Below are 25,975 nucleotides of genomic sequence, written 5' to 3' on the forward strand. Positions count from 1 at the left end.
GCGTAATTCCGGACGGAAAACCGCGTCACACTTTTCCTGGAATTGCTCTAAAGAATTTCGCGAACGAAGCGGTTGCGGACAAGCCGGTAGAACGGCACGGACCCACCGGGTCGCAGGCGCGGATCGCCGGCAAGCCGCGTCTCCAGCTCCTGCAAGATCGTTCGGGTGATCTCGGGGATATCGGCCTCTCTGGCCTTGGCGAGCGGCAGCCAGACCAGTTCTTCCAGCTCATTGGTCGGGCCGCCACCCGGCAGTTCCACGGCGACATCGCTGCGCCAGGCGCTGAAGAAGCGGGTGTCGAAACGACGCACGCGATTGGGCGGGGTGATGGCGCGGGCAATGAAGCGCAGCGGCGCCAGCGAAGGCTGGACGCCGTGCTCGACAAAGCCCTGCCAGTCGCGTTTGTCGGTTGCGAACGAGCCTTTGCGGCCGATGAGCAGGCCGGCTTCCTCATAAGTCTCGCGGATGGCCGAGAGCGCGATGGCACGGGCCCGCGACGGGCTGATGCGGCCGACGCCGGCGGTCAGCCTGGCTTCTTCCTCCGGAAGCAATGGGGTGGCAACGGCAATGCGGCTGTCGGCCGAATCAGTGCGGCCGCCGGGAAAGACGAACTTGCCGGGCATGAAGGCGTGGCCTGCATGGCGCCGGCCCATCAGCACCAGAATCTCGTCGCCCTCGCGGTCGAGCAGGATCAGGGTGGCGGCATCGCGCGGGCGTATGGGCAGGCCGCTGTGGGCGGCTGCGCCACGGTCCATCCTGCTGACTTCCGCCTTGGTCATACCTTCCATGCGCAGGACCTAGCGGAAACTTCTGGCAAACGAAAGTGGCCTTTCACGGTCGGCATGTTGCGCCAGGCGACATTGCCCTGACGCAAACTAGGTTCCGGGATGCGGCTCGGTGCCGTCTTTTTCGCCGCCGAAGCCGTGCATATAGAGCGCCCATTGCAGTCCGATGACGGCGCCCTTGACCGGTTGCAGCAGAGCGACCGACAGCACGATGGTCAACGGCACCCAAATGGCGATGTGCTGCCACATGGAGAGCGTCGACGTCGCCTCGACGCCCATGAAGGCGCCGAGAACGATGTGGCCGACGATGACGATGACGAGATAAGCGGGCAGGTCGTCGGCGCGGTGGTGGTGGAACTCCTCACCGCACGCGGCGCATTTGTCGACGCTTTTGGTGAAGCCGGCGAATAACCTGCCTTCGCCGCAATGCGGGCAGCGGCCAAGGGCGCCGCGCTTCATCGCCGTCCACAGCGGGCGGGCGACTCGGCCCGAATGATGTTCGCCGCCGAAAACCTGCTTCTGGATTCCCATTTCGCTTGCCATTATCGTCTCCTGCCGCGCGACCCCGGGCGCGATTGCGACGCGCGGGCGCGGCCTTTTGCCTTGTGAAACGACCGTTTGGAGCCGGGCAGGGGCTTCGGGTCGGTCAGCATCTCGAAACGCATCGCGCCGGCCATAGGCGCCACCTCGATCAGGCGAACCTCGACGCGGTCGGCAAGCTGATAGCCCTTGCCGGTGCGTTCTCCGAACAGCGATCGCGCGGTTTCGTCATATATATAGTAATCGCCATCCAGACTTGACACCGGGATGAAGCCATCTGCGCCAAACTGCGGCAATTGGACAAATAGTCCCGATTTGGTGACGCCCGAAATGCGGGCGTCGAAGCGGTCGTCGATGCGCTCGGCGAGGTAGGCAGCGATCAGCCGGTCGACGGTGTCGCGCTCGGCCGCCATGGCGCGGCGCTCGGTGCCGGAGATCAGCACCGCGACGTCTTCCAGCCGCGTCTCTTCGTCCTGCGTCAGCCCGCCAGGGCCGAGCCCAAGTGCGGCAATCAGCCCGCGATGCACGATCAGATCGGCATAGCGGCGGATCGGCGAGGTGAAATGCGCGTAGCGCTTCAGGTTGAGGCCGAAATGGCCGATGTTCTTGGGCGAATATTCGGCCTGACTCTGCGAGCGCAGCACCACTTCGTTGACCAGCCCCTCATTGTCGGCGCCACGCACGCGCTCGAGAATGCCGTTGAACTGGGCGGGCCGCATCTGCGCGCCACGCGCCAGCGACAGGCCGAGCGTCTGCAGGAACTCGCGCAGCGATTCCTGCTTGGCCAGCGACGGCGCATCGTGGACCCGGTAGACCAGCGCCTGCTTCTTCGCTTCCAGCGTTTCGGCGGCGGCGACATTGGCCTGGATCATGAATTCTTCGATCAGCTTGTGGGCGTCGAGCCGCTCCGGGACGATGACGCGGTCGACGGTGCCGTCCGGCTTGAGCAGGATCTTGCGCTCCGGCAGATCAAGCTCGAGCGGCTGGCGGCCATCGCGGCCGCGCTTCAGGATGGCGTAGGCGTCCCACAGCGGCTTCAGCACCGTATCGAGGATCGGGCCGGTCTTGTCGTCAGGAAGGCCGTCTATCGCGGCCTGGGCCTGCGGATAGGCGAGCTTTGCCGCCGATTTCATCATGACGCGGTGGAAGGTGTGACGCAGCTTGCGGCCATCGGCGGCAAAAATCATGCGCACGGCAAGCGCGGGACGGTCCTGGCCTTCGCGCAGCGAGCACAGGTCGTTGGAGATGCGCTCTGGCAGCATCGGCACGACGCGGTCGGGGAAATAGACAGAATTGCCGCGTTTCAGCGCCTCGCGATCGAGTGCGGTGCCATAGCGGACATAGGCTGCAACATCGGCGATCGCCACCGTGGCGATCACGCCGCCGGGGTTCTTCTCGTCGAGGTCGGGCGTGGCGAAGACGGCGTCGTCATGGTCCTTGGCGTCGGCCGGGTCGATGGTCACCAGCGGCAGGTCGCGCCAGTCCTCGCGGTGAGCAAGCGTCGCCGGTTTTACCGCCTCGGATTCGGCGATGACGTCGGCCGGGAAGATATGCGGAATGTCGTGCGCGTGGATGGCGATCATCGAGACCGCCTTTTCGCTGGTCAGCGAGCCCAGCACCGCCAGCACTTTTGCGCGCGGCAAACCATACCGGGAGGCCCGCGCGGGCTCGACCTCGACAAGGTCGCCGTTCCTGGCGCCGTTCTGGAATTCCTTGTCGACGATCAGTTCGGGCTGGCGACGTTCGACCGGCTCGATGCGGAAGGTGCCGTCCCTCAGGATCCGGAAGACGCCCAGCACGGCATCTGTCCGCTTCTCGAAAATCTTCATTACGCGGCCCGTATAGGCAGGCCCGGTCGCCTCGTCGGTCGGGAAGGTCTTGGCCAGCACACGGTCGCCAATGCCAGGCTGCGGGCCATTGCCGCCGCGGGAGACGCGGATCGAGATCACCGGCGGTTCGCCGGTGCCGACGGCCTCCGCCGGATGCGCCAGCAGAATACCGTCGCCGTCGCGGCCGAAAATGTCGAGCACGGCGACATGGGGCAGGGCGCCGACACGGGCCAGCCCTTTGCGCTCCTTGGTCAGGATGCCTTCGTCCTGCAGGTCGCGCAGAATGTCCTTCAGCCAGATGCGGTCGTCGCCGCGCAAGGCAAACGCCTTGGCGATGTCGCGTTTTCCCGCGCGGTCGGGGTTCTCGGCGATGTAGCGCAGGATTTCGTCACGCGAGGGCCTGTAGTCGTCCTTGACCTTGGCCCTCGTGTCGGCGGTGCGCGGATCGCCGTGGCTTCTACCGGTGATCCTGCGCGCCACGCTGCTATCCCTTTTTCTTCGCCGCCGGCTTCTTGGTCGCCGACTTCTTGGCTGTGGTTTTCTTGCCAGTGGTTGTTTTGGCAGTGGTTTTCTTGGCTGTGGGGGCCTTGGCGGCTGCCGCCTTGCGGAACGGCTTCTTGCCGCCGCCCTTGGCTTCCTTCTCGGCAATCAGCGCCACCGCGTCCTCGACGGTCACCGACTGCGGATCCTTGCCCTTGGGCAGTGTCGCGTTGACCTTGCCGTAGTTGACATAGGGCCCGTATTTGCCATCGCGCACGACGATCTTGCCGCCGCCATCGGGATGGTCGCCGAGTTCCTTCAGCGCCGCCGCAGTGCCGCCATTGCGGCCGCCCTTGCCCTTCAGCTGCTTCTCGGCGATCACGGTGACAGCGCGGTTGAGGCCGATCGAGAACACATCCTCTATGCTGTCGACATTGGCATAGGTGCCATCATGCAAAACGAATGGACCATAGCGGCCAAGCCCGGCGGAGATCATCTTGCCGGATTCAGGATGCTTGCCGATATCGCGCGGCAGCGACAGCAGCGCCAAGGCCTTTTCATGGTCGATCGAGTCGGGCGTCCAGCCCTTGGGCAGGCTGGAGCGCTTGGCTTCCTTGCCGTCGCCGCGCTGGATATAAGGACCGAAGCGGCCTGAGCGCAGCGTGATTTCCTCTGCCGTGTAGGGATCGTTGCCGAGGACCTTGGTGCCGTCCTCGCCGCCGCCATTCTCGCCATTCGGGTTGGCGGCGTCGCCGAGCTGGCGGGTAAAGGAACATTCCGGATAGTTGGAGCAGCCGACGAAGGCGCCGAACTTGCCGAGTTTCAGCGACAGATTGCCGGAGCCGCATTTCGGGCAGATGCGGGGATTCGAGCCATCCTCCCGCGCGGGGAACACCAGCGGCGCCAGTTCCTCGTTCAGCGCATCGAGCACGTCGGTGACGCGCAGTTCCTTGATGTCGGCGACGGCGCCGGAAAAATCTTTCCAGAAGTCGCGCAGCACGTCCTTCCAGGCGAGCTTGCCGTCGGAAATCTCGTCAAGCTTTTCCTCGAGTGAGGCCGTGAAGTCATATTCGACATAGCGCTCGAAGAAGCTTTCGAGGAAAGCCGACAGCAGCCGGCCCTTGGCCTGCGGCACCAGCCGGCGCTTGTCGATGGTGACGTAGTCGCGGTCTTCCAACGTCTTCAGGATCGCGGTGTAGGTCGACGGACGGCCGATGCCGAGCTCTTCCAGCTTCTTGATCAGCGACGCCTCGGAGTAGCGCGGCGGCGGCTCGGTGGTGTGCTGGGTGGCATTGATCGCCTGACGGGCCAGCTGCTCGCCGGCACGGATCTCGGGCAGACGACGGTTTTCCTCGTCTTCGGCGTCGTCGTCCTTCTGGTCGGTGTAGGCGGCGATGAAGCCGTCGAAGCGAACGACGGAACCGACGGCGCGAAGCTCCGCGGTGCGAGCGCCATTGACCGCCTCGATTTCGACCGTGGTACGCTCGATCTCGGCCGACTGCATCTGGCTGGCGATGGCGCGCTTCCAGATCAATTCGTAAAGCCGCAGCTGGTCGGAATCGAGATACTGCCTGACCGAAGCCGGCGTGCGCATGAAATCGGTCGGGCGGACCGCCTCGTGCGCTTCCTGGGCATTCTTGGCCTTGGCTGTGTACTGGCGCGGCTTTTCCGGGAGGTATCTTGGGCCGAATTCCTTGGCGATGGTGTCGCGGGCGGCGTCGATCGCCTCCGGCGCCATCTGCACGCCGTCGGTTCGCATATAGGTGATCAGGCCGGTGGTCTCGCCGCCGATCTCCATGCCTTCATAGAGGCGCTGCGCCACCTGCATGGTGCGCGTCGCCGAAAAGCCGAGGCCCGACGATGCCGCTTGCTGCAGCGTCGAAGTGGTGAAGGGCGGGCCAGGATTGCGCCGCGTCGGCTTGGCTTCCACCGACAGAGCCTTGAAGGTCGCGCCTTCGAGCATGCCCTTGATATCGTCGGCCTGCGCCTTGCTGGCGATGTCGAGCTTCTGCAGCTTCTTGCGCTCGAACGCGGTCAGCCGCGCCTCGAAGCTGTCGTTACGTGGCGTGCCGAGGAGGGCAGCGATCTGCCAGTATTCCTCGCGGACGAAACGTTCGATTTCGGATTCGCGGTCGCAGACCAGGCGCAGCGCCACCGACTGGACGCGGCCGGCGGAACGGGCGCCCGGCAATTTGCGCCACAGCACCGGCGACAGCGTGAAGCCGACGAGATAATCGAGTGCGCGGCGAGCCAGATAGGCATCGACCAATGGCGCATCGATCTGGCGCGGATTGGCCATCGCTTCCAGCACCGACGACTTGGTGATGGCATTGAAGACGACGCGGCTGACCGGCTTGTCCTTCAATACCCGCTTCTGCTTGAGCACCTCCAGCACGTGCCAGGAAATGGCTTCGCCCTCGCGATCCGGATCGGTGGCGAGGATCAGGCCATCGGCATCCTTGACCGCGTTGGCGATGTCGGTGAGACGCTTTCCGGAAGCGGTGTCGACCGCCCAGGACATCGCGAAGTCCTCGTCGGGACGCACCGAACCATCCTTGGCCGGCAGATCGCGGACATGGCCGAACGAGGCCAGAACCTTGAAGTTCTTGCCGAGATACTTGTTGATTGTCTTTGCCTTGGCCGGCGATTCGACGACGACGACGTCCATGAGGTCTCATATCAGCTGTGGGGCGGCAGAAGAATTCCGCTGCGTGACGCATTCAATTGGTCGCTCACATGGCCGCGCTTTTGCGATCGGTCAAGGGCAAGCGGCCAAAATGCGGAGGCGTGTGCCGCAATACACTCTTAGAGTGTATGGAGAAGATCACAAAATTTTTGTCTGGGACGGTTCGTGTTTCGAGCCACCGGGAAAGGCGCCGCGACCAGTTCGTGCTGCCCGTAAATGCCGAACTGGTCGCCGGGTCGCTTGGAGCCGGCGGCCAGCCGAGTCCCGCCGATGGGGTGCGGGATAGAGGTTCGGACGATCAGTCGGCCTTGACGATGTGCCAGACTTCGCCGACGCCGTCGCCGGTGATGTCACCGGCCTTCTTGTCCTTGATGAAGGTGTAGACCGGCTTGCCGTCATAGGCCCACATCTTGGTGCCGTCAGTGCGGTCGACGATGGTCCATTCGTCGTCCGCCTTGGCGCCGTCCTCGGCCTTCAGCGGCGGCCAGTTGGTGGCGCATTTGTCGTAGCAGTTGGTCTTGCCCTTCTCGTCCTTGTCATAGGTATAGAGCGTCATGCCATTGGCATCGGTGTAGATCTTGGTGCCACCGACTTCCGCTTCCTTCCACGCTTCGGCGGCGAAGGATGCGGCGGTGCTGAGCAGAAGGGCGGCCAGGCCGACGGTGATCGTTTTCATGGAAATCTCCCTGGTGATCCGACGAAGCGCGCAGAAATCGCGGCTTCGCTCTGTGAACGTTCCGCGAGGGATATTTCTTCCCCGGCTTGGTCAACTTGGGATTGGCCGACAACAATTCGTCCGGCCGGATCGTATCTGTAGCCAAATTCCACACGATGGTGATTGGCGAACACGATTTTGCGTCGCTATATCGGCGCCAGGGAATCTGGAGTTCTGGAATGCCATTGGACATCGGCTATGTCAGCGCGGTCGGAGCGGGGGCGATCTCGTTCCTGTCGCCTTGCGTGCTGCCGCTGGTGCCTCCCTATCTCTGCTACATGGCCGGCGTATCGGTCGACGATTTTCGCGGTGACGATGCTGGCGTCACGGCCAAGGCCGGCGCCCGCGGCGCGCTCATCTATTCCTCGCTCGCCTTCGTACTCGGTTTCTCCACCGTGTTCGTGGCGCTTGGCGCCGGCGCCTCGACCATCGGCCACTGGCTGCGCGTCTGGCAGGAGCCGCTGGCGATTGCGGCCGGGGTGCTGATCGTCCTGATGGGGCTGAATTTCCTCGGCATCCTGCGCATACCACTTCTGTCGCGCGAGGCGCGCTTTCAGTCGCAGGGCAAGCCTGCCAGCATGGTCGCCGCCTATGTCATGGGGCTGGCCTTCGCCTTTGGCTGGACGCCGTGCATCGGCCCGGTGCTGGGGCCGATCCTGACCTTGGCCGGCGGCCGCGAGACGGTGGGCGAGGGCGCTCTTCTGCTTGCCGCCTATTCGCTTGGCCTCGGCATTCCGTTCCTGATTGCTGCCCTGTTCTCCGGCGCCTTCATGCGCTTCCTCGGCAAATTCCGCGTCCATCTCGGCCGCGTCGAAAAGGCGATCGGCGCGCTGCTGGTCGTCGCCGGCGTGTTCTTCCTCACCGGTGGCGTGCAGACGGTGTCCTACTGGCTGCTCGAGAATTTTCCGGTGCTGGGCCGGCTGGGGTAGCGATCCGCTGATCGAGAGTGAACTGCCTCATCACCTCACCGGAATTTAACCCCATTGGTGCAGCATGACGCCAGATGCTACCACTCTGCGATTCCTGATCCCATTTCATACGGTTGTCCTTCCATGAGCCAGAGATCCTGCTTGTCCGTCATTCTCGCCGCCGGTGAAGGCACGCGCATGAAGAGCGCTCTGCCCAAGGTGCTGCACCAGATCGCCGGACTGCCGATGGTCGCCCATGTGGTGAAAGCGGCCGAGGCCGCCGGCGCCCGCAGCCAGGCGCTGGTGATCGGCCATGGCGCCGATGATATGCGCAAGGCGGCGGCGAAATTCGCGCCCAAGGCCGAGACCTTCGTGCAGGAGAAGCGGCTCGGCACTGCGCATGCCGTGCTGGCTGCGCGCGATGCGATATCAAAGGGTTATGACGATATTCTCGTGATGTTCGGCGACACGCCGCTGATCGATGCTGAAGCCCTGGTGGCCGCGCGGCAAAAGCTTGCCGATGGCGCGGTCGTCGTAGTGATCGGTTTCCGTCCGCCCAGCCCGACCGGCTATGGCCGGCTGATCGAAAAGGGCGGCAAGCTCACCGCCATCTGCGAGGAGAAGGACTGCTCCGCCGAGGAAAAGAAGATCGGCTTCTGCAATGCCGGCATGATGGCGGTGGCGGGCAAGCATGCGCTCGACCTGCTCGACCAGGTTGGCAACAAGAACGCCAAGGGCGAGTACTATCTCACCGACATCGTCGAGATCGCCAGTGCGAAAGGGCTCGATGTCGTTGCCACCGAAACCAGCTTCGAGAGTGCGCTCGGCATCAACAACCGAGCCGAACTGGCGCAGGCGGAAAACATCTGGCAGACGCGTCGCCGGCACGAGGCGATGCTGTCGGGCGTAACGCTGATCGCGCCGGAGACCGTGTATTTCTCGCACGACACCGAAATCGGCGCCGATACGATCGTCGAGCCCAATGTCTGGTTCGGACCGGGCGTGAAAATTGCAACCGGCGCCAAGATCCACGCTTTCAGCCACATCGAAGGCGCAACCATTGCCTCCAACTGCGATGTCGGGCCGTTCGCGCGGCTGCGGCCGGGTGCCGATCTTCGCAACAAGGCCAAGGTCGGCAATTTCTGCGAGGTCAAGCAGGCGGTCATCGAGGAGGGCGCCAAGGTCAATCATCTGACTTATATCGGCGATGCCCGTGTGGGCGCGGGGGCCAATATCGGCGCCGGCACCATTACCTGCAACTATGACGGCTACTCGAAGTTTTTCACCGACATCGGCGAGGGCGCCTTCATCGGTTCGAACTCGTCGCTGGTGGCGCCGGTTACGATCGGCAAGGGCGGCTACATCGCCTCGGGTAGCGTCATAACCGAAAGCGTGCCGGACGATGCGCTGGCCTTCGGCCGCGCCCGCCAGAAGACCATTCCCGGCAAGGGCAAGGAATTGCGCGAGCGCTTCGCGTCTGCCGCAGGGGCGAAGAAAAAGGCCGGCACCGGCCATTAACCGCCGAAGCAATTGAACAACCGAGGAATTGCGGTAACCGGATTGCAAGAGCGGTGTGTCATGGTGCATCGGGTTGAGAAGCGTTCCGTTACAGCAGACGAAACGCAAAGTGACTTTCGCGGCGGGCCGGCAATCCCTAGATAGCGCTGGTTTTCCATCGGGACTGGTTTTCCAGGTGAATCGGGGGCAGGCGCATGTGCGGTATCGTCGGAATTGTCGGCCAGAGCCAAGTCGCGCCGCTCATTGTCGATGCTTTGAAGCGGCTTGAATATCGTGGCTATGACTCCGCCGGAGTCGCCACCGTCGAGAAAGGTGCGCTCGGCCGCCGCCGCGCCGAAGGCAAGCTCATCAACCTCGAACGCCGGCTGAAGGAAGAACCGCTCGACGGCACCATCGGCATCGGCCACACGCGATGGGCGACCCATGGCGTGCCCAACGAGACCAACGCCCATCCGCATTTTTCCAACGGCGTCGCCATCGTTCACAACGGCATCATCGAGAATTTCGCCGAGTTGCGCGATGAGCTGATCCGCGACGGCTATTCCTTCTCGTCGCAGACCGACACCGAGGTCGTAGCACATCTGGTGGCGCGCGAACTCGCCAAGGGGTTGAAGCCGATCGAGGCGGCGCATCAGGCGCTGAAGCGGCTGGAAGGCGCCTTTGCTCTGGCCATCATGTTCACCGGCGACGAGGACCTCATCGTCGGCGCCCGCAATGGCCCGCCGCTGGCCGTCGGCCATGGCGATGGCGAGATGTTTCTGGGCTCCGACGCCATCGCGCTGGCGCCCTTCACCAATTCCATCACCTACCTTGAAGACGGCGACTGGGCGGTGGTGCGCCGCGATGGCGTCACCATCTTCGACATCGACGGCAAAGAGGTTGCCCGCAAGCGCCAGCAATCACTGTCGACCAGCTTCATGGTCGACAAGGGCAACCGCCGCCATTTCATGGAAAAGGAAATCCATGAACAGCCCGAAGTGATTTCGCATACGCTGGCGCACTATGTCGATTTCGTCTCCGGCGTGTCGAAGCCGCTGGAACTGCCGTTCGACTTCGCCAAGATCGGCCGGCTGGCGATCTCGGCCTGCGGCACCGCCTATCTAGCCGGCCTGATCAGCAAATACTGGTTCGAGCGCTATGCGCGGCTGCCGGTCGACATCGATGTCGCCTCGGAATTCCGCTACCGCGAAATGCCATTATCCGCTGATGATGCCGCCTTCTTCATCTCGCAGTCCGGCGAAACCGCCGACACGCTGGCCTCGCTGCGCTATTGCCGCAAGGCGGGCATGAAGATCGGCGCCATCGTCAATGTGCGCGAATCGACCATGGCGCGCGAATCCGACGTCGTGCTGCCGACGCTGGCCGGGCCAGAGATCGGCGTCGCCTCGACCAAGGCTTTCACCTGCCAGCTCTCGGTGCTGGCCTCGCTGGCGGTGCGCGCCGGCGTGGCCCGCGGCACGATCTCGAAGGATGAGGAAAAGACGCTGGTGCGCGCTCTTTCGGAGGCGCCGCGCTACGCCAACCATGTGCTCAAGCTCGAGGAGCAGATCGAGCGCATTGCGCGCGAAATCTCGCGCTACAAGGACGTGCTCTATCTCGGCCGCGACACCAATTTCCCGCTGGCCATGGAAGGCGCACTGAAACTCAAGGAAATCTCCTACATCCACGCCGAGGGCTACGCCGCGGGCGAGCTGAAGCATGGGCCTATCGCGCTGATCGACGAGAACATGCCGGTCATCGTCATCGCGCCGCATGACCGTATCTTCGAAAAGACCGTGTCGAACATGCAGGAAGTGGCGGCGCGCGGCGGCAAGATCATCCTGATCACCGACGCCAAGGGCGCGGCGCAGGTCAGCGTCAAGACGATGGAGACGATCATCCTGCCCGACGTGCCGGAAATCATCTCGCCGATCATCTACGCGCTGCCGATCCAGATGCTGGCCTACTACGCCGCCGTGTTCATGGGCACCGACGTCGACCAGCCGCGCAATCTAGCGAAATCGGTGACGGTGGAGTAGTCGGCGCTCATCGGGGGTCTTAAAAACTTCGCAGTTCCAAAGCGCCGTCCGCTTCACTAGTGTGGCGCTGCAACCCGCGCCCCCGGTGAACCATGTCCGATGCTCCCAGAACTTCCGGCATGACCCGGCTGAGGAACTATTTCCTCACAGGCTTTATCGTCTGCGCGCCGCTGGCGATCACCGCCTATATCGCCTGGTCGTTCGTCGGCTGGGTCGATTCCTGGGTGAAGCCGTACATTCCGGCGCGCTACAGCCCCGACACCTATTTGCCGTTTCCGGTGCCCGGCTTCGGCCTGATCGTGGCGCTCGTGCTGATCACGCTGATCGGCTTCATGACCGCCAACATCGTCGGCCGCGCGATCGTCAATTTCGGCGAACGGCTGCTTGGCCGTATGCCGCTGGTGCGCGGCATCTACGGTTCGCTGAAGCAGATATTCCAGACGGTGCTTTCGAACAAGGGTGATATGTTCCGCCAGGTCGGGCTGGTCGAATATCCGCGAAAAGGCGTCTGGTCGCTGGTGTTCGTCGCCAGCGAGAAGGAAACCGAGATCAACCAGAAGCTCGACCATGCAGGCGACCCGATGATCGCCGTGTTCATGCCGTGCACGCCGAACCCTACCACCGGTTTCCTGATGTACGTGCCGAAATCCGACATCGTGCTGCTCGACATGACGATTGAGGACGGCGCCAGGCTGATCGTCTCGGCCGGGCTGGTGGCGCCCGAAGTCAAGCCGAAAATGGTGACTATGAACGGCCAGCCGATCGACGGAGATCTCGCCAACCCGCCGCTTGGCGGGATGATCGCCGAGGGCGCTCAGCCGGCGCGCAAGAGCCGTACGGCCTCGTCGCGGCCGAACAAATAGAGCAGCAGGCGCAGCGCCTCGCCGCGCTCAGACTGTAGTTCCGGGTCGCGCGACAGGATCAGCCTTGCATCGTCGCGGGCTGCTTCGAGCAAGTCGGCGTGCACCTCGATGCGCGCCACCTGGAAGCCCGGCGTGCCGGACTGGCGGGTGCCGAGCAATTCGCCTTCGCCGCGCAGCTTCAGATCCTCTTCGGCGATCAGGAAACCGTCCTCGGTCTCGCGCATCACCGACAGCCGGCGCTTTGCCGTCTCGCCGAGCGGGTCCTTGTAAAGCAGCACGCAGGAAGAAGGCTTGTCGCCGCGCCCGACGCGGCCGCGCAGCTGGTGCAGTTGCGCCAGGCCAAAACGCTCGGCATGCTCGATGACCATGATCGTGGCGTCCGGCACGTCGACGCCGACCTCGATAACGGTGGTGGCGATCAGGATGCGGGTTTCGCCGGCCTTGAAGGCGCGCATCGCCTCGTCCTTTTCGGCGCCCCTCATGCGGCCATGGACGAGGCCGATGCGATCGCCGAACAAGGGCTGCAGCGAGGCAAAACGGTCCTCGGCCGACATCAGCTTGATCTCTTCGGATTCCTCGACCAGCGGGCAGATCCAGTAGATCTTCTGGCCGTCGGCAACGGCATCAAGCATGCGCCCGACCAGCTCGTCCAGCCGTTCCAGCGGCAGCGTGACGGTGCGGATCGGCTGGCGGCCAACCGGCTTTTCCGTCAGCTTGGAGACGTCCATGTCGCCGAAGGCGGTCAGCACCAGAGTGCGCGGGATCGGCGTCGCCGTCATCACCAGCATGTCGGGGGCGTCGCCCTTGGCGGTGATGGCAAGCCGCTGGTGGACGCCGAAGCGGTGTTGCTCGTCGACCACGGCAAAGACGAGGTCGTGATAGGTCACCGTTTCCTGGAACAGCGCATGGGTGCCGACGACGATGTCGATCTCGCCGCTGGCGAGACCTGATAGCGTTTCAGTGCGTTCGCGGCCCTTTTCGCGGCCGGTCAGGATAGCGACGCGCAGGCCGGCCTGTTCGGCCAGCGGCGTGATTGTCGCCAGATGCTGGCGCGCCAGGATTTCGGTCGGCGCCATCAAGGCCGCCTGGCCGCCGGCCTCGACTGCGCGCCCCATGGCCAGCAGCGCCACTACCGTCTTGCCGGAGCCGACATCGCCTTGCAGCAGGCGCAGCATGCGATCGGGGTCGGCCAGATCGGCATTGATTTCGGCAAGCGCGAATTCCTGGCTGCCGGTCAATGAATACGGCAGGGCTGCGCGCAGTTTCTCGACGATGCGACCGTCGCCGATGAGCGGCCGGCCCGACAGCCGGCGCACTTTTGCCCGCACCAATGCCAGCGAGACTTGGCCGGCGAGAAGCTCGTCATAGGCAAGGCGGCGCCATGCCACCCCCTCGATGGCGACATCGATCGGGTCCGCGGGATAGTGGATGCGGGCGAGCGCGTCGGCGAAGGCGGGGAAAGTCTGCTTGCGCATGAAGGCGCCGTCCTGCCATTCCGGCAATTCCGGCAGCCGGCCGAGCGCCTGGCCGATGGCGCGGCGCAGCACCTTGCCCGACAGGCCGGCGGTCAGCGGATAGACCGGTTCGACCAGCGGCAGTGTTTCCGCCTCGCTCACCAGGGCGATATGGTCGGGATGGACCATGGTCGGGCGGCCGTTGAACCATTCCATACGGCCGGAGACGACGACATGCTCGCCCACCGGCATCGCTTTTTCGAGATAGGCGGCATGGGCGTGGAAGAAGGTCAGGCCGATCTCGCCGGTGTCGTCATGGGCATAGACGCGGTAAGGCACCGACCGGTTGCCGCGCGGCGGCGGCTGGTGGCGGTCGATGCGCACGTCGAGCGTGACGATGGAGCCGGCCGGCGCAAGCGCGATGCCGGGACGATTGCGGCGGTCGATGACGGTGTGCGGCAGCACGAACAACAGGTCGCCGGCGCGCGCCGGCCGTTCGCCGAGATCGGCCGCCACCACCTTCTCGATCAGAGCGCCAACCTTGGGGCCGACGCCGGCAAGCGAAGTGATGGGCACGAAGAGAGGGTCGAGGAGGGAGGGGCGCATGGCTTTACCCTCCCCCCCGTGGGGAGGGTCGATCCGCGAAGCGGAGCGGGGTGGGGGTAGGTGCGCGTCTAACTTCAGAAGAAGGCGGCGCACCAGCGCAGCACCCCGTCTCACCCGCTTCGCTTTGCGATGCGTGCTCGCCGACCCTCCCCACAAGGAGGGTGAAGTGCGGGCGGTATCCGGCACCAGCGTTGTCAGGAGTGTTCTTCACACCTGGGATGTTTAGCCGCCCACCCGTGCGTTGCAAGGCTGACACCGCCCTCTATCCACGCTATATGCGCCGCACCAAGGAAGGATGCGGCACGATGACCGGGACGAAACGATCAAGCGAGGGGCTGGATATCAGGTGCCGCAAGCTGTTGTTCCGCTCCTGGCATCGCGGGATGCGCGAGATGGACCTTATCCTCGGTACGTTTGCCGACAACGAGATCGGCGCCTTGACCGGCGATGAAATCGACCAATATGAAAGGCTCCTCGACATCCCCGACACCGAATTCCTGCCCATGGTCACCGGCGAACGCCCGGTTCCCGGGAATATCGACTGTGCCGTCCTGCAAAAGATCCTGGCATCGCGCCGGACCATGACATTTTAAACGTGCAACCATGAGCCTCATTCCCAGAATCGGTCTGCCGAAAGGCCGCGCCGGCCAGTTCATCGTCGATGGCGTTGCCGATGGCTACGAAGCTTTTGCTCTGGTGCAGGCGATCCATGAGATCGCGCCGGACAGACCCGTGCTGTTCGTGGCGCGAGATGGCCAGCGCCTGCCGTCGATCATCGAGGCGCTGACCTTTGCCGCGCCCGGCCTGCCGGTGCTGGAGCTGCCGGCCTGGGATTGCCTGCCCTATGACCGCGTTTCGCCAGGCTCGGATGCCGCGGCCAAGCGGCTCGATGCGCTGACCGCGATGATCGCGCTGGCAAAAAAGCCGCATCGCGCGGTCATCTTGACCACTGCCAATGCGCTGCTGCAGCGCATTCCGCCGGCCGATCTGGTCGAAGCGCAGACTTTCCACGCAAAGCCCGGCAACCAGATCGACATGAACGCGCTGGTGTCCCGGCTGGAGATTTCCGGCTTCGAGCGGGTGCCGACGGTGCGCGGTATCGGCGAATTCGCCGTGCGCGGCGGCATCCTCGACCTCTACGCACCCGGCTGGACGGAAGCACTGCGGCTCGATTTCTTCGGCGACACGCTGGAATCGATCCGCGTCTTCGACGCCGCCACGCAGCGCACCACCGGCCAGCGCAAGTCGATGGCGCTGCAGGCGATGAGTGAAGTGGCGCTGACCCCCGAAACCATCAGCCGCTTCCGCCGGTCCTATATCGAAGCCTTTGGCGCACCGCAGCGTGACGACGGGCTTTATGCGGCGGTGAGCGAGGGCCGGCGCTTCGCCGGCATGGAGCATTGGTTGCCGTTGTTCTACGAGCGGCTGGAGACGGTATTCGATTATCTGCCTGATGCACCGGTGATCTTCGACCACCTGGCGCATGAGGCGCTGGCCGAACGCCACACGCTGATCCTCGACCATTACGAAGCGCGCCGCAAACAGGCCGACGCCGCGTTGAAGGACGCCGTGCCGTACAAGCCGGTGGCGCCGGACCTGCTCTATCTCTCGCCGGAAAACCTCGTGGCGTCGCTCGGACCGCGCGAAGCCATCGACTTCACTGCTTTCGATGCGCCGGATGTCGGGGCCAGGAAGGTCTTCCATGGCGGTTCGCGCCATGGCCGCAGCTTTGCCGAGGAACGGGCTGACCCAAACATCAACGTCTTCGATGTCGTCGTAAAACACATCGCCGACGAGCGCGCGGCGCGCCGGCGGGTCATCGTCGCCGGCTGGACCGAAGGCTCGCTCGACCGGCTTGGCCAGATCCTGGCCGAGCATCATCTCGGCAATCTCGTGCCGGTGGCGACGCTGGCCGAAGCCGAAAAGCTCGAGCCGGGCCAGGCCGCCCTTGCGGTGCTGCCGCTGGAATCCGGCTTCGAGACCGAACAGCTGGTTGTCGTCGCCGAGCAGGACATTCTGGGCGACCGGCTGATCCGCCGCTCGAAGCGCAAGAAGCGCGCTTCGGATTTCATTGCCGAGGCCTCGTCTCTGTCGGCCGGCGACATCGTCGTCCACGCCGATCACGGCATTGGCCGCTTCATCGGCCTGCGCACCATCGAGGCGGTCGGCGCGCCGCATGACTGCCTGGAAATCCACTATGCCGGCGACGACCGGCTGTTCCTGCCGGTGGAAAACATCGAGCTTCTGTCGCGCTACGGCTCTGACACAGCCGAGGCGACGCTGGACAAGCTCGGCGGCGGCGCCTGGCAGTCGCGCAAGGCGCGGCTGAAGAAGCGCCTGCTCGACATGGCCGGACAGCTGATCCGCATTGCCGCCGAGCGCCAGATGCGTACCGCGCCGCCCATGGTGCCGGCGGAAGGGCTTTACGGCGAATTCTCGGCGCGCTTTCCCTACGAGGAGACCGACGACCAGCAGGGCGCGATCGATGCCGTCGTGGACGATCTCGGCGCCGGCAAGCCGATGGACCGGCTGATCTGCGGCGATGTCGGCTTCGGCAAGACCGAAGTGGCGTTGCGCGCCGCCTTCATCGCGGCGATGGAAGGGTTCCAGGTCGCGGTCGTGGTGCCGACGACGCTGTTGTCGCGCCAGCATTTCAAGACCTTTTCGCAGCGCTTCTCCGGACTGCCGATCCGCGTCGGCCAGGCCTCGCGGCTGGTCGGCGCCAAGGAACTGGCGGAAACCAAGAAAGCCATCGCCGAGGGGCAGGTCGACATCGTCATCGGCACTCATGCACTGCTCGGGTCGGCGATCTCGTTCAAGAATCTCGGCCTGCTGATCATCGACGAGGAGCAGCATTTTGGCGTCAAGCACAAGGAACGGCTGAAGGACCTCAAGACCGACGTCCACGTGCTGACGCTGTCGGCGACGCCGATCCCGCGCACGCTGCAGCTTGCCTTGACCGGCGTGCGCGAACTGTCGCTGATCGCCACGCCGCCGGTCGACCGCATGGCGGTGCGCACCTTCATCTCGCCTTTCGACCCGCTGGTCATCCGCGAGACGCTGCTGCGCGAACGCTACCGCGGCGGCCATTCCTTCTATGTCGTTCCGCGCATCAGCGATCTCGCCGAAATCCATGATTTCCTGCGCGAATCCGTCCCCGAGCTGAAGGTGGCGGTGGCCCATGGCCAGATGCCGCCGGGCGAACTCGACGACATCATGAACGCCTTCTATGACGGCCAGTACGACGTGCTGTTGTCGACCACCATCGTCGAATCCGGGCTCGACATTCCGACCGCTAACACGCTGATCATCCATCGCGCCGATATGTTCGGCCTGTCGCAGCTCTACCAGCTGCGCGGCCGCGTCGGCCGTTCCAAGGTGCGGGCATATGCGTTGTTCACGCTGCCGGCCAACCGCAAGCTCACCGACACCGCCGAGCGCCGGCTGAAGGTGCTGCAGTCGCTCGACACGCTTGGCGCGGGCTTCCAGCTCGCCAGCCACGACCTCGACATCCGTGGCGCCGGCAACCTTCTGGGCGAAGAGCAATCCGGTCATATCAAGGAGGTCGGATTCGAGCTCTACCAGCAGATGCTGGAGGAGGCGGTGGCCGAGGTGAAGGATTCCGGCGAGGTCCAGGACGGCGGCTGGTCGCCGCAGATCGCTGTCGGCACGGCTGTCATGATCCCGGAAAGCTACGTGCCGGACCTTCAGCTCAGGCTGGCGCTCTACCGCCGCCTTGGCGATCTCGAAAACACCGAGGAGATCGATGCTTTCGGCGCCGAGCTGATCGACCGCTTCGGCCCGCTGCCGGAGGAAGTGAAGCATCTGCTCAAGATCGTCTTCATCAAGGCACTCTGCCGCAGGGCCAATGTCGAAAAGCTCGATGCCGGCCCCAAGGGCGTCGTCATCCATTTCCGCAAGCGCGAGTTTTCCAACCCGGTCGGGCTGGTCAAGTACATCGGCGAACAGGGCTCGCTGGCCAAGATCAGGGCCGACCACAGCGTGGTCTTCATCCGCGACTGGCCGACAGCCGAGAAGCGTCTGGCGGGCTCGGCTGTCGTCATGACCCAGCTGGCGCGGCTGGTGGAGAAGGCCGCATAGCCCGCCGGCTACCATTCGCCAGCGCTTGAATTCCGGTCTAGAATAGGAAATCGGCTTCGTGTATGGAGCCGCCATCCCCATATGGGGCGGGAATGGCGGGCAAAAGCCTGCTGGAAAGAGCGTTTGGGTGCAGCGATGACGAAATGGTCGCCGAATTCTTGGAGAGCAAAGCCGATCAAGCAGGTTCCTGCCTATCCGGACCTCGCCGCGCTGAAGAACACGGAAGCCCAGCTCGCCACCTTTCCGCCGCTGGTTTTTGCCGGTGAGGCGCGCAAGCTGAAGAAGCAGCTTGCGGCTGTCGCTGCCGGCGACGCATTCCTTCTGCAGGGCGGTGATTGCGCCGAGAGTTTCGCCGAACATGGCGCCGACAACATCCGCGACTTCTTCCGCGTCTTCCTGCAGATGTCGGTGGTGCTGACCTTTGCCGGCGCGCAGCCGGTGGTGAAGGTCGGCCGTGTCGCCGGCCAGTTCGCCAAGCCGCGCTCGTCTGACAATGAGACCAAGGGCGAGGTGACGCTGCCAAGCTACCGTGGCGACATCATCAACGGCATCGAGTTCGACCCGAAGTCGCGCATTCCCGACCCGGCCCGCCAGGAAATGGCCTACCGCCAGTCGGCGGCGACGCTTAACCTGCTGCGTGCCTTCGCCCAAGGCGGCTACGCCAGCCTGGAGAATGTGCATCGCTGGATGCTGGGCTTCGTCTCCGACAGCCCGCAAGGCGAGAAGTATGGCATGCTCGCCAACCGCATCACCGAGACGATGGACTTCATGAAGGCCGTCGGCATCACCTCCGAGACCAATTACGCGCTGCGCGAGACCGACTTCTACACCAGCCACGAGGCGCTGCTGCTTGGCTATGAAGAAGCACTGACCCGCGTCGATTCGACCTCCGGCGACTGGTACGCAACGTCGGGCCACATGATCTGGATCGGCGACCGTACCCGCCAGCCCGACCATGCGCATGTCGAATATTGCCGCGGCATCAAGAACCCGCTCGGCCTCAAATGCGGTCCGTCGCTGACGGCGGACGGCTTGCTGGAGCTGATCGACCTGCTCAATCCGGAGAACGAGCCGGGCCGGCTGACGCTGATCGCCCGCTTCGGCTCCGACAAGGTCGCCGACCATCTGCCGAAGCTGGTGCGCGCGGTGCAGAAGGAAGGCCGCAGCGTCGTGTGGTCATCCGATCCGATGCACGGCAACACGATCGAGGCAGCCGGCTACAAGACGCGGCCGTTCGACCGCATCCTCAAGGAAGTCCAGACCTTCTTCGAGGTGCATCGCGCCGAAGGCACGCATCCCGGCGGCATCCATGTCGAAATGACCGGCAAGAACGTCACCGAATGCACCGGCGGCGCCCGCGCCATCACCGCAGAGGAACTGCAGGATCGCTACCACACCCATTGCGACCCGCGCCTCAACGCCGACCAGGCGATCGAGCTGGCGTTCCTGGTGTCCGACCTCTTGAAGAAGACCCATCCGATCCAGCACAAGCAGGCCGTGAACGGCTAAAACGTGTCGCGTTTGAACGGATTCAGACGAAGCTGAGCGGATATCGCATTGCGGATGATATGCGCTTGCAGCCGATTATTTCACACCTTGGTTGCGTCTGACTGTTCGGCGCCACAGTACAACTTGCCCTGCCAGATAAATAATTGCCCAGACGAGCGGGACTGCCGGGAATATTCGCAACAAGCGCAGCATATAATTGAACTCATCGAATTCGGCTGAGACAAGCAGCAGCCCTGAGAGATAATGCGACAGAATTAGAATTTGGATGGTTCTGATTACCCGTGGGCGAGCAGGAAGCGCATCCAATGCACCGAAAATTGCCCAGATAACCGGCGCGCCGCCGAAAATTGCGATATAGGCGCCGATGTCGCCAAAGCGGGTCAAAACGCCGAGCGGCGCGGATGAAATCAGAAATGGAATGTAGGTGCCGTGCCCAGCCCCCATCGCGGCAAAGGCCAGAACTGCAAGAATGGACCCGTAGATAAATCCAATTATCGTTCCAGTAAAAATTCTACGCGGCTCGGCTTGCATCGTGCTCGGTTCCGGATTGGAATTCGAAGTCTTGTTCTTACCTATCAATGGCCGCGTCCCCAGCGCAGGCCGTTCAAGCGGGGATCATTGGCGAAGGCGGTTCTGGAAAACTCGATGCGCCTTTCCGGAAATTCGCAGATCGCCTGGACGCCGAGGGAGCCCAGCCGGATGTGCCATGTGTGCGGCTCCAGCGGCTTGGCCTTGGTAAAGCCGCGGCATGTCAGCAGCGCCACATTGACGCCCTTCGGGTCGCGCGCCGAACCGTAACGGATCGCCTCCAGCCCAGCCTCACGGGCGACATCGGCAATCGCCTGGCTGGCGGCATAGTCGGTAGGATGCGTCCAATGGGCCCGGTCGCGGTCGAGCGGCGGCCGCGTCAGGTCGATGGCTTTGTCGGCGCGGATCGCGGCAGCGAAGGCGGTGTATTCGGCTGCGTCGTGCGGCCATGGCGTGTCGGGCGAATCGGCAAAGAACAGCAGGCGGTAGAAAGCCATTTCGGCGACCGCGGTCATGATTGTCTCGGCCGCATAATAGACGCCCAGGGTGCGGCCGGCGCGGCGGAAGCGCGAGCCGTACGGATAGATCGACCCGTAGCGGAACGGCGTCGCCAGAAGGTAGTGGAGATGCCGGCATTCCATGGGGATTTGCGGTTTGGTCTCCTCGATCAGATCCTCGAGCAGCGCCTGTTCGTCCAGCGTGTCGACGATCTTAAGCGTCGAGACGCGGTGCTGCGCCTCGACCATGCGCCAGTATTTGCCGTCGAGCCGGACGGCTTCAGACGAGAGCGCGTCGGGAGTCCAGATAGGCAATGACATCGACAAGCCCGGTAATGGTGAGGATCTTTTCAAGCGGGCTGCCATCGAAAGCCGTGTTGGCATTCTTCAGCCATGCCCGGGCTATCGTCTCGTCACCGCCGACAATGGCATCGAGCGAACGGAACAGCCGCACGAACAGCACCGCGAGTTCGAACGGCTTGGTGCCGCGCTCCAGCAGGAATTCCTGCCTGCGCATGCGTGAAACCGTGGCTTCCGAGACGCCGATGATCGACGCAAGCACCCTGGCGGTTATATCCAAGAGTTCGGCGGCGCGCAGCGTGGCCTTGGTCAGAACCGCGTTTTCGGCCGCCTTCGCGGTCAGATCAGGGGCGGCAGCATTGGGTGGTGTAACAGACATGGCCTCTCTCTTTCCATGGAAAATATAGTCCACGGAAATTCATATGGAAAGAGGCGGGATCCGATAAATTTGCCTGTGCCCGGGAATTGGCTGCACGCCGAAGCGTCAGTCTTTCTTGTAGAGCAGCCAGTTCTTGCCGGTGCGGCCGGCCATTGTCGAGTGCCGGGTGACGCGGTTGCGCCCGCCAACCTTGGAGCGGTAGAGCGCCCGGTCCGCCTTGGTGTAAAGATCCTCCGGGCTTTCCGCTTCGGAAGCCATGCAGATGCCCATGGAAACGGTCACTGTGCCGTAATTGGCGCCGGTCTGGCTGCTGGTGAACGGCGTCTGTTCGATCAGCACGCGGATGCGTTCGGCGATCTCGTAAGTGGTATCCTCGCTGGCGCCCTCGACGATCAGCGCGAATTCCTCGCCGCCGGTGCGGGCAACGAACATGTCTTCACGGATGCTGGTCTGGAAGATGTCGGCGACGATCTGGATGATCTTGTCGCCGACCGGGTGGCCGTAGCGATCGTTGACACCCTTGAAATGGTCGATGTCGGCAAGGATCAGGGCGTTGAACAGGATCCCCTTGTTGGAGGTGTAAATCGCCGTGATTTGCTTGTCGAAGGCGCGGCGGTTCCAGATATGGGTCAAGGGGTCGGTGTCGGCGAGCCGCTTGTACTCCTCAAGCTTCGACTTGACGCTCTCCAGTTCCGCCGTCTTGTCGCTCAGCGTGGTTGCAACCTGCTTGCCGTGGTCGAGGGTCGAGTTGGTGGCCGCCGCCATGGCGCTGGCGACCTTCTGCAGCAGATCCTGCGAAAGCAGGCTGCGGTTGGCGAGGCCACTCGATGTCTCATCGAGGATCTTGCCGTATTTCTCGATATGGCTACGTTCGCTGCGCAGCAGCAAGGCGATGTCCTCGAGTTCCCTGGCCAGCACGTCGCGCGCCTGCTCGACAATGCCGGGACCGTGATGCTGGGCAAAGAAAGCGCGGCCGATGCGGTCGAGATCGTCCTGCGTCGGCTGGTTGCTCAGCGCGACGACGGCCAGGCCGAGTTCGCGATTGGTGCCTTTCAGTGCTTCGTAGAAGATTTCGTAATTGCGCGGCAGGCCAAGCACGCCGAGCTGACGCATGGTCGCCACAACGGCTGTTGCAATGTCGCTGTTTCGGTCGGTCTGGACGGCTGCCGGCTGCATGTTCTGTTCACTCTGCCTCTGGGAACCATCGCAGACCGTGCGAGATGCCGCCGACCGGAGAGTGCCAGCCGTATTTCGGATCATCCTGCGAAAGACACGTCCCCAATCGCGACATTCGCTTGGCAACGACCATAGATGCGCCGGCGCTAAAGTTTCCTTAATTTGCCGCCAGGTAACGCGTCCGTTCTACCGCAGGCTGCAGAAATGGTTTGCAAAGATCCTGAGGTCAGGTCCGAACACGCCCACCCCATGTCGCATTTGCCGGTGCCCGGCTGCGGCAAAACTGAAATCCTCTCGGCCAGCGGCGAAGCCGTGGACGATGGCTGGTGGAGGTAGGGATGAGCAACAACCACAGCGGATCTTGCCTGTGTGGAGCCGTGCGTTTCCAGACGCGAGGGCCGTTGCGCGGCGTCATTTATTGCCACTGTTCGCAGTGCCGCAAGCAGAGCGGGCATTTTTACGCCGCGACCAACGTCGCCGACGGCGACATCACGATAACCGGCGCCGACAACATCAGCTGGTACGAATCGTCTTCCTTTGCCAAGCGCGGCTTTTGCAAGATCTGCGGCTCGGTGCTGTTCTGGAAGCCGGGTCAGGATGCCTATGTCTCAGTTCTGGCCGGATCGTTCGACAACCCGACCGGGCTCGAAGGCCAATGCCACATCTTTGTCGGCGACAAGGGCGATTACTATACCATCGACGATGGACTGCCGCAGTTCGAGAAGTCGACGCCGACGATCAAGGTTGCGGAGGAGTGATTTTGCGGCGGCTGCCTTATTCCCTTGATCCAGCCATTGCGATATCCCCTGCCGGTGATTCGAAGGGGATGCGGCATGCAGCGGCTGATCGGTGCTTACTTCAATTCTGTGCGAGCCTTTCGCAAGCTCGCCGCCAGCGAAAGGGCATTTCAGCAGGAACTGATGCTGCTGGTGCTGGCGCTGCCGCTCGGCTGGTTCGTCTCGGTCTCGTGGCGCGGCTACGCGCTGTTGATCGGCGCGGTGCTGCTGCTCATCATGGTCGAAGTGCTGAACACCGGCATCGAGGCAGCCTGCGATGCCTTCAGTCGCGAGTTCAACGTCGACATCCAGCTCGCCAAGGACTGCGGCTCGCTGGCGGTGCTGATTTCGGTTGTTATCGTCGCCGGCGTCTGGGGAATCGCCCTCATCGAGCGCATCACGGGACTACCGATCTGATCTGAACGCTCCCATATGTTAGTCACCAAAGGAGACTGACGTCGTGGAAGCCAATTTTCTGCTGCTTGAAAGAGCCGGCCTGCCGGAAGACCTGCGCTGGCTGGCGGAAAAATATCCGCGCGAGACATGGCAGGGCCACGCCAACATCCACGGCATGGCAAACATGTGGCTGCAGCGGCACGACATGTTCCGAGAGCTGGGCGGCATGCTCACCAACGGCATTGGCGACTATCGCGAAGGCAGGCTGACGGCGCCGGATTTCGCGCGCTGGTTCGCGCCGCGGCTGAACCACTTTCTCGGCAATCTCGACGGCCACCACAATGTCGAGGACTACCAATATTTCCCGGCCTTCGCCAAGGCGGAGCCGCGCCTGAAGCGCGGCTTCGAAATCCTCGATGCCGACCATCACACCATTCATGAGGGGCTGGAGCGCAACGCCGAGACGGCGAACGCCTTCATCCGCACGCTCGAGGAGAGCGAGGACAGGCAGCGCTTCGCCGCCGACGCCTATGCGGACGAGAACAGCCGGCTGATCGCCATGCTGAAGCGGCATCTGGCCGACGAGGAAGATCTCATCATCCCGCTGATCCTCGATCGCGGCAACCGGGCTCTGGTCGAGGACGACGACTGAACCTTACGATGTGGTTTCGCTGTCGCGGGCGTCCTTGGCGCGCTCCTTGCCGGCGACGGTGCGGGCGATGAGCCAGGCAAGGATGGCGACACCCAGACCTATGGCAAGCGCGATCAGCAGCCGTTCGTGATGGAGCAGTGCCTTGCCTATCATCTGCTCGGCGCCGAGACCGAAGACGTAGCCGATGCCGCAGAACAAAGCCGCCCAGACCAGCGACGACACCGCGTTGAGGATAACGAAGCGCGCTACCGAAATGCTGGCGAAACCGGCCGCGATGCCGCCGACCAGGCGCAGGCCATAGATGTAGCGGTTGGACAGGACGAATATGTTGGGATGGGACGAGACGAGACGGTAGGCGTGGTTGAAGCCGGGCCTCGCCTTCAGTTTCAGCACCCTGGGATGGTCGGCAAAGCTGCGGCCGAGGACGAAGAAAAACGTGTCGCCGACGAAGGCGCCAATGGCGGCCGCGAGGAAAGCTTTCCAGAGGATGAAGACATGCTGATGGGCGAAGAAGCCGCCGAGGATGGCCGCACTTTCGCCTTCGGCGACACAGCCCAGGAAAACCGCGATCAACCCGTATTGCTCGATGAGGTGATGGACGATCCCGGTCATTGAGAGGTTTGCCGGCCCGACAGTTTTTCGTCTATGCGGTTCACCTGTTCGGCCAGGCGCGCAATGTCCTCGCGCGCGCCGATGATCTGGCTGTGGCGCAGTTCGTCCAGCTTTTCATGCAGAGCCATGATCTCGATCTCGGCCTTGAGGTTGACCTCATAGTCATGCGCGGCGTCGATGCGGTCGCGCGCGGCCTGGCGGTTCTGCGACATCATGATCACCGGCGCCTGCAGGGCGGCGATCATCGACAGCACGAGATTGAGGAAGATGAAGGGGTAGGGATCGAATGAGTCTCGTCCCAGCAGCCACCAATTGGCGCCGATCCACAGCACCAGGAAAGCAATGAAGGACAGGATGAACGTCCACGAGCCGCCGATGCGGGCAATGGCATCGGCGATCCGGTCGCCGGCGCCCTGAAGGCCGGTGAGGCTGTCGTTGATATCCTGCGAGATGGGCTTGCGGTCGACAGTGCTCTGCAACACCCGCCGCTCGAGCTCGCTGAGGGTTTCAGGCGTTCGCCTCAACCAGCGGTTGGCAAGTTCTGGCACGGTCTTGTGCATGGATGTCTCCATAGGAAAAGCGTCGGCTTGGCAGCCTTGTTTGCATATAGGAAGATGGCGTTTCGTCAAAAGCGCGGCGCGAGGATG

General features: G+C 63.4%; 22 protein-coding genes. 10 read left to right on the forward strand and 12 right to left on the reverse strand.

Annotated features, from left to right (window positions below; genetic code table 11):
* Positions 1 to 47 precede the first annotated feature (47 nt).
* The 5 genes from ACYG9R_RS24230 to ACYG9R_RS24250 form a co-directional block, all read right to left on the reverse strand.
* The gene (locus ACYG9R_RS24230; protein WP_023822970.1) at positions 48 to 788 is read right to left on the reverse strand and encodes an NUDIX hydrolase; all 741 of its coding nucleotides are present in this window, start codon (positions 786 to 788) and stop codon (positions 48 to 50) included.
* Positions 789 to 875: 87 nt separating this feature from the next.
* A complete protein-coding gene (locus ACYG9R_RS24235) occupies positions 876 to 1,328 on the reverse strand; it encodes a DUF983 domain-containing protein (RefSeq protein ID WP_027050375.1) in 453 nt (150 codons plus the stop codon).
* Entirely contained in the window at positions 1,328 to 3,634 is a 2,307-nt protein-coding gene (rnr, locus tag ACYG9R_RS24240) for a ribonuclease R (RefSeq protein ID WP_023822969.1), read from the reverse strand. Before rnr ends, ACYG9R_RS24235 begins: the two co-directional genes overlap by 1 nt.
* A gap of 4 nt (positions 3,635 to 3,638) precedes the next feature.
* A complete protein-coding gene (gene topA / locus ACYG9R_RS24245) occupies positions 3,639 to 6,302 on the reverse strand; it encodes a type I DNA topoisomerase (protein ID WP_023822968.1) in 2,664 nt (887 codons plus the stop codon).
* A 316-nt stretch (positions 6,303 to 6,618) separates the two neighbouring features.
* Positions 6,619 to 6,996, reverse strand: coding sequence for a COG4315 family predicted lipoprotein (locus ACYG9R_RS24250; RefSeq protein WP_023725729.1), 378 nt, complete (start codon positions 6,994 to 6,996; stop codon positions 6,619 to 6,621).
* A gap of 218 nt (positions 6,997 to 7,214) precedes the next feature.
* Between ACYG9R_RS24250 and ACYG9R_RS24255 the strand changes: the two genes are divergently transcribed.
* From ACYG9R_RS24255 to ACYG9R_RS24270, 4 genes are all read left to right on the forward strand, one after another.
* A complete protein-coding gene (locus ACYG9R_RS24255; RefSeq protein ID WP_023822967.1) occupies positions 7,215 to 7,964 on the forward strand; it encodes a cytochrome c biogenesis CcdA family protein in 750 nt (249 codons plus the stop codon).
* 123 nt (positions 7,965 to 8,087) lie between these two features.
* Positions 8,088 to 9,461, forward strand: a complete 1,374-nt coding sequence (gene glmU, locus ACYG9R_RS24260; RefSeq protein ID WP_023822966.1) for a bifunctional UDP-N-acetylglucosamine diphosphorylase/glucosamine-1-phosphate N-acetyltransferase GlmU — start codon at positions 8,088 to 8,090, stop codon at positions 9,459 to 9,461.
* A 194-nt stretch (positions 9,462 to 9,655) separates the two neighbouring features.
* A complete protein-coding gene (gene glmS / locus ACYG9R_RS24265; RefSeq protein ID WP_023822965.1) occupies positions 9,656 to 11,479 on the forward strand; it encodes a glutamine--fructose-6-phosphate transaminase (isomerizing) in 1,824 nt (607 codons plus the stop codon).
* A 92-nt stretch (positions 11,480 to 11,571) separates the two neighbouring features.
* A complete protein-coding gene (locus ACYG9R_RS24270) occupies positions 11,572 to 12,342 on the forward strand; it encodes a DUF502 domain-containing protein (protein WP_031199028.1) in 771 nt (256 codons plus the stop codon).
* Here ACYG9R_RS24270 and recG read toward each other — a convergent pair.
* The gene (gene recG / locus ACYG9R_RS24275) at positions 12,294 to 14,402 is read right to left on the reverse strand and encodes an ATP-dependent DNA helicase RecG (RefSeq protein ID WP_023822963.1); all 2,109 of its coding nucleotides are present in this window, start codon (positions 14,400 to 14,402) and stop codon (positions 12,294 to 12,296) included. The two genes, ACYG9R_RS24270 and recG, sit on opposite strands and share 49 nt — an antisense overlap.
* A gap of 305 nt (positions 14,403 to 14,707) precedes the next feature.
* Here recG and ACYG9R_RS24280 point away from each other — a divergent pair, with 305 nt between their 5' ends.
* The 3 genes from ACYG9R_RS24280 to ACYG9R_RS24290 all read left to right on the forward strand — a co-directional run bounded on the left by ACYG9R_RS24280 (position 14,708) and on the right by ACYG9R_RS24290 (position 20,012).
* On the forward strand, positions 14,708 to 14,995 hold the full coding sequence (locus ACYG9R_RS24280) for a succinate dehydrogenase assembly factor 2 (RefSeq protein ID WP_023704554.1): 288 nt from the start codon (positions 14,708 to 14,710) through the stop codon (positions 14,993 to 14,995).
* A gap of 10 nt (positions 14,996 to 15,005) precedes the next feature.
* Complete coding sequence (gene mfd / locus ACYG9R_RS24285) at positions 15,006 to 18,503, forward strand: transcription-repair coupling factor (protein WP_023822962.1); 3,498 nt, start codon at positions 15,006 to 15,008, stop codon at positions 18,501 to 18,503.
* A gap of 135 nt (positions 18,504 to 18,638) precedes the next feature.
* Complete coding sequence (locus tag ACYG9R_RS24290; RefSeq protein ID WP_023681558.1) at positions 18,639 to 20,012, forward strand: class II 3-deoxy-7-phosphoheptulonate synthase; 1,374 nt, start codon at positions 18,639 to 18,641, stop codon at positions 20,010 to 20,012.
* A gap of 75 nt (positions 20,013 to 20,087) precedes the next feature.
* Here the strand turns inward: ACYG9R_RS24290 and ACYG9R_RS24295 are convergent, their stop codons facing one another.
* The 4 genes from ACYG9R_RS24295 to ACYG9R_RS24310 all read right to left on the reverse strand — a co-directional run bounded on the left by ACYG9R_RS24295 (position 20,088) and on the right by ACYG9R_RS24310 (position 22,892).
* Positions 20,088 to 20,543: a hypothetical protein gene (locus tag ACYG9R_RS24295; protein ID WP_023822961.1), complete on the reverse strand. Its 456-nt coding sequence runs from the start codon at positions 20,541 to 20,543 to the stop codon at positions 20,088 to 20,090.
* A gap of 44 nt (positions 20,544 to 20,587) precedes the next feature.
* A complete protein-coding gene (locus ACYG9R_RS24300; RefSeq protein ID WP_023822960.1) occupies positions 20,588 to 21,358 on the reverse strand; it encodes an RES family NAD+ phosphorylase in 771 nt (256 codons plus the stop codon).
* Positions 21,318 to 21,716 (reverse strand): MbcA/ParS/Xre antitoxin family protein, encoded by a 399-nt coding sequence (locus ACYG9R_RS24305; protein ID WP_023701176.1) that lies wholly within the window; start codon positions 21,714 to 21,716, stop codon positions 21,318 to 21,320. Before ACYG9R_RS24305 ends, ACYG9R_RS24300 begins: the two co-directional genes overlap by 41 nt.
* A 105-nt stretch (positions 21,717 to 21,821) precedes the next feature.
* Complete coding sequence (locus ACYG9R_RS24310) at positions 21,822 to 22,892, reverse strand: GGDEF domain-containing protein (protein ID WP_023822959.1); 1,071 nt, start codon at positions 22,890 to 22,892, stop codon at positions 21,822 to 21,824.
* Between the two features lie 338 nt (positions 22,893 to 23,230).
* Between ACYG9R_RS24310 and ACYG9R_RS24315 the strand changes: the two genes are divergently transcribed.
* From ACYG9R_RS24315 to ACYG9R_RS24325, 3 genes are all read left to right on the forward strand, one after another.
* Entirely contained in the window at positions 23,231 to 23,650 is a 420-nt protein-coding gene (locus ACYG9R_RS24315) for a GFA family protein (RefSeq protein WP_023667555.1), read from the forward strand.
* 75 nt (positions 23,651 to 23,725) lie between these two features.
* Positions 23,726 to 24,085, forward strand: a complete 360-nt coding sequence (locus tag ACYG9R_RS24320; protein WP_023667554.1) for a diacylglycerol kinase — start codon at positions 23,726 to 23,728, stop codon at positions 24,083 to 24,085.
* A 43-nt stretch (positions 24,086 to 24,128) separates the two neighbouring features.
* A complete protein-coding gene (locus tag ACYG9R_RS24325; protein WP_081726774.1) occupies positions 24,129 to 24,716 on the forward strand; it encodes a hemerythrin domain-containing protein in 588 nt (195 codons plus the stop codon).
* A gap of 3 nt (positions 24,717 to 24,719) precedes the next feature.
* Here ACYG9R_RS24325 and ACYG9R_RS24330 read toward each other — a convergent pair whose 3' ends face one another.
* A complete protein-coding gene (locus ACYG9R_RS24330) occupies positions 24,720 to 25,328 on the reverse strand; it encodes a DedA family protein (RefSeq protein ID WP_023695416.1) in 609 nt (202 codons plus the stop codon).
* Complete coding sequence (locus ACYG9R_RS24335; protein ID WP_023822957.1) at positions 25,325 to 25,888, reverse strand: DUF1003 domain-containing protein; 564 nt, start codon at positions 25,886 to 25,888, stop codon at positions 25,325 to 25,327. The genes ACYG9R_RS24330 and ACYG9R_RS24335 overlap by 4 nt, the downstream gene beginning before the upstream one ends.
* Between the last annotated feature and the right edge of the window lie 87 nt (positions 25,889 to 25,975).

Source organism: Mesorhizobium sp. RSR565B, from assembly GCF_054719465.1.

Excerpts from the sequence above, each read along its gene's own strand:
- ACYG9R_RS24230 (WP_023822970.1), bottom strand. The coding sequence starts at position 788 with ATGGAAGGTATGACCAAGGCGGAAGTCAGCAGGATGGACCGTGGCGCA.
- ACYG9R_RS24235 (WP_027050375.1), bottom strand. The coding sequence starts at position 1,328 with ATGGCAAGCGAAATGGGAATCCAGAAGCAGGTTTTCGGCGGCGAACAT.
- topA (WP_023822968.1), bottom strand. The coding sequence starts at position 6,302 with ATGGACGTCGTCGTCGTCGAATCGCCGGCCAAGGCAAAGACAATCAAC.
- ACYG9R_RS24250 (WP_023725729.1), bottom strand. The coding sequence starts at position 6,996 with ATGAAAACGATCACCGTCGGCCTGGCCGCCCTTCTGCTCAGCACCGCC.
- ACYG9R_RS24255 (WP_023822967.1), top strand. The coding sequence starts at position 7,215 with ATGCCATTGGACATCGGCTATGTCAGCGCGGTCGGAGCGGGGGCGATC.
- glmU (WP_023822966.1), top strand. The coding sequence starts at position 8,088 with ATGAGCCAGAGATCCTGCTTGTCCGTCATTCTCGCCGCCGGTGAAGGC.
- glmS (WP_023822965.1), top strand. The coding sequence starts at position 9,656 with ATGTGCGGTATCGTCGGAATTGTCGGCCAGAGCCAAGTCGCGCCGCTC.
- ACYG9R_RS24270 (WP_031199028.1), top strand. The coding sequence starts at position 11,572 with ATGTCCGATGCTCCCAGAACTTCCGGCATGACCCGGCTGAGGAACTAT.
- recG (WP_023822963.1), bottom strand. The coding sequence starts at position 14,402 with ATGCGCCCCTCCCTCCTCGACCCTCTCTTCGTGCCCATCACTTCGCTT.
- ACYG9R_RS24280 (WP_023704554.1), top strand. The coding sequence starts at position 14,708 with ATGACCGGGACGAAACGATCAAGCGAGGGGCTGGATATCAGGTGCCGC.
- mfd (WP_023822962.1), top strand. The coding sequence starts at position 15,006 with ATGAGCCTCATTCCCAGAATCGGTCTGCCGAAAGGCCGCGCCGGCCAG.
- ACYG9R_RS24290 (WP_023681558.1), top strand. The coding sequence starts at position 18,639 with ATGACGAAATGGTCGCCGAATTCTTGGAGAGCAAAGCCGATCAAGCAG.
- ACYG9R_RS24295 (WP_023822961.1), bottom strand. The coding sequence starts at position 20,543 with ATGCAAGCCGAGCCGCGTAGAATTTTTACTGGAACGATAATTGGATTT.
- ACYG9R_RS24300 (WP_023822960.1), bottom strand. The coding sequence starts at position 21,358 with ATGTCATTGCCTATCTGGACTCCCGACGCGCTCTCGTCTGAAGCCGTC.
- ACYG9R_RS24305 (WP_023701176.1), bottom strand. The coding sequence starts at position 21,716 with ATGTCTGTTACACCACCCAATGCTGCCGCCCCTGATCTGACCGCGAAG.
- ACYG9R_RS24310 (WP_023822959.1), bottom strand. The coding sequence starts at position 22,892 with ATGCAGCCGGCAGCCGTCCAGACCGACCGAAACAGCGACATTGCAACA.
- ACYG9R_RS24315 (WP_023667555.1), top strand. The coding sequence starts at position 23,231 with ATGAGCAACAACCACAGCGGATCTTGCCTGTGTGGAGCCGTGCGTTTC.
- ACYG9R_RS24320 (WP_023667554.1), top strand. The coding sequence starts at position 23,726 with ATGCAGCGGCTGATCGGTGCTTACTTCAATTCTGTGCGAGCCTTTCGC.
- ACYG9R_RS24330 (WP_023695416.1), bottom strand. The coding sequence starts at position 25,328 with ATGACCGGGATCGTCCATCACCTCATCGAGCAATACGGGTTGATCGCG.
- ACYG9R_RS24335 (WP_023822957.1), bottom strand. The coding sequence starts at position 25,888 with ATGCACAAGACCGTGCCAGAACTTGCCAACCGCTGGTTGAGGCGAACG.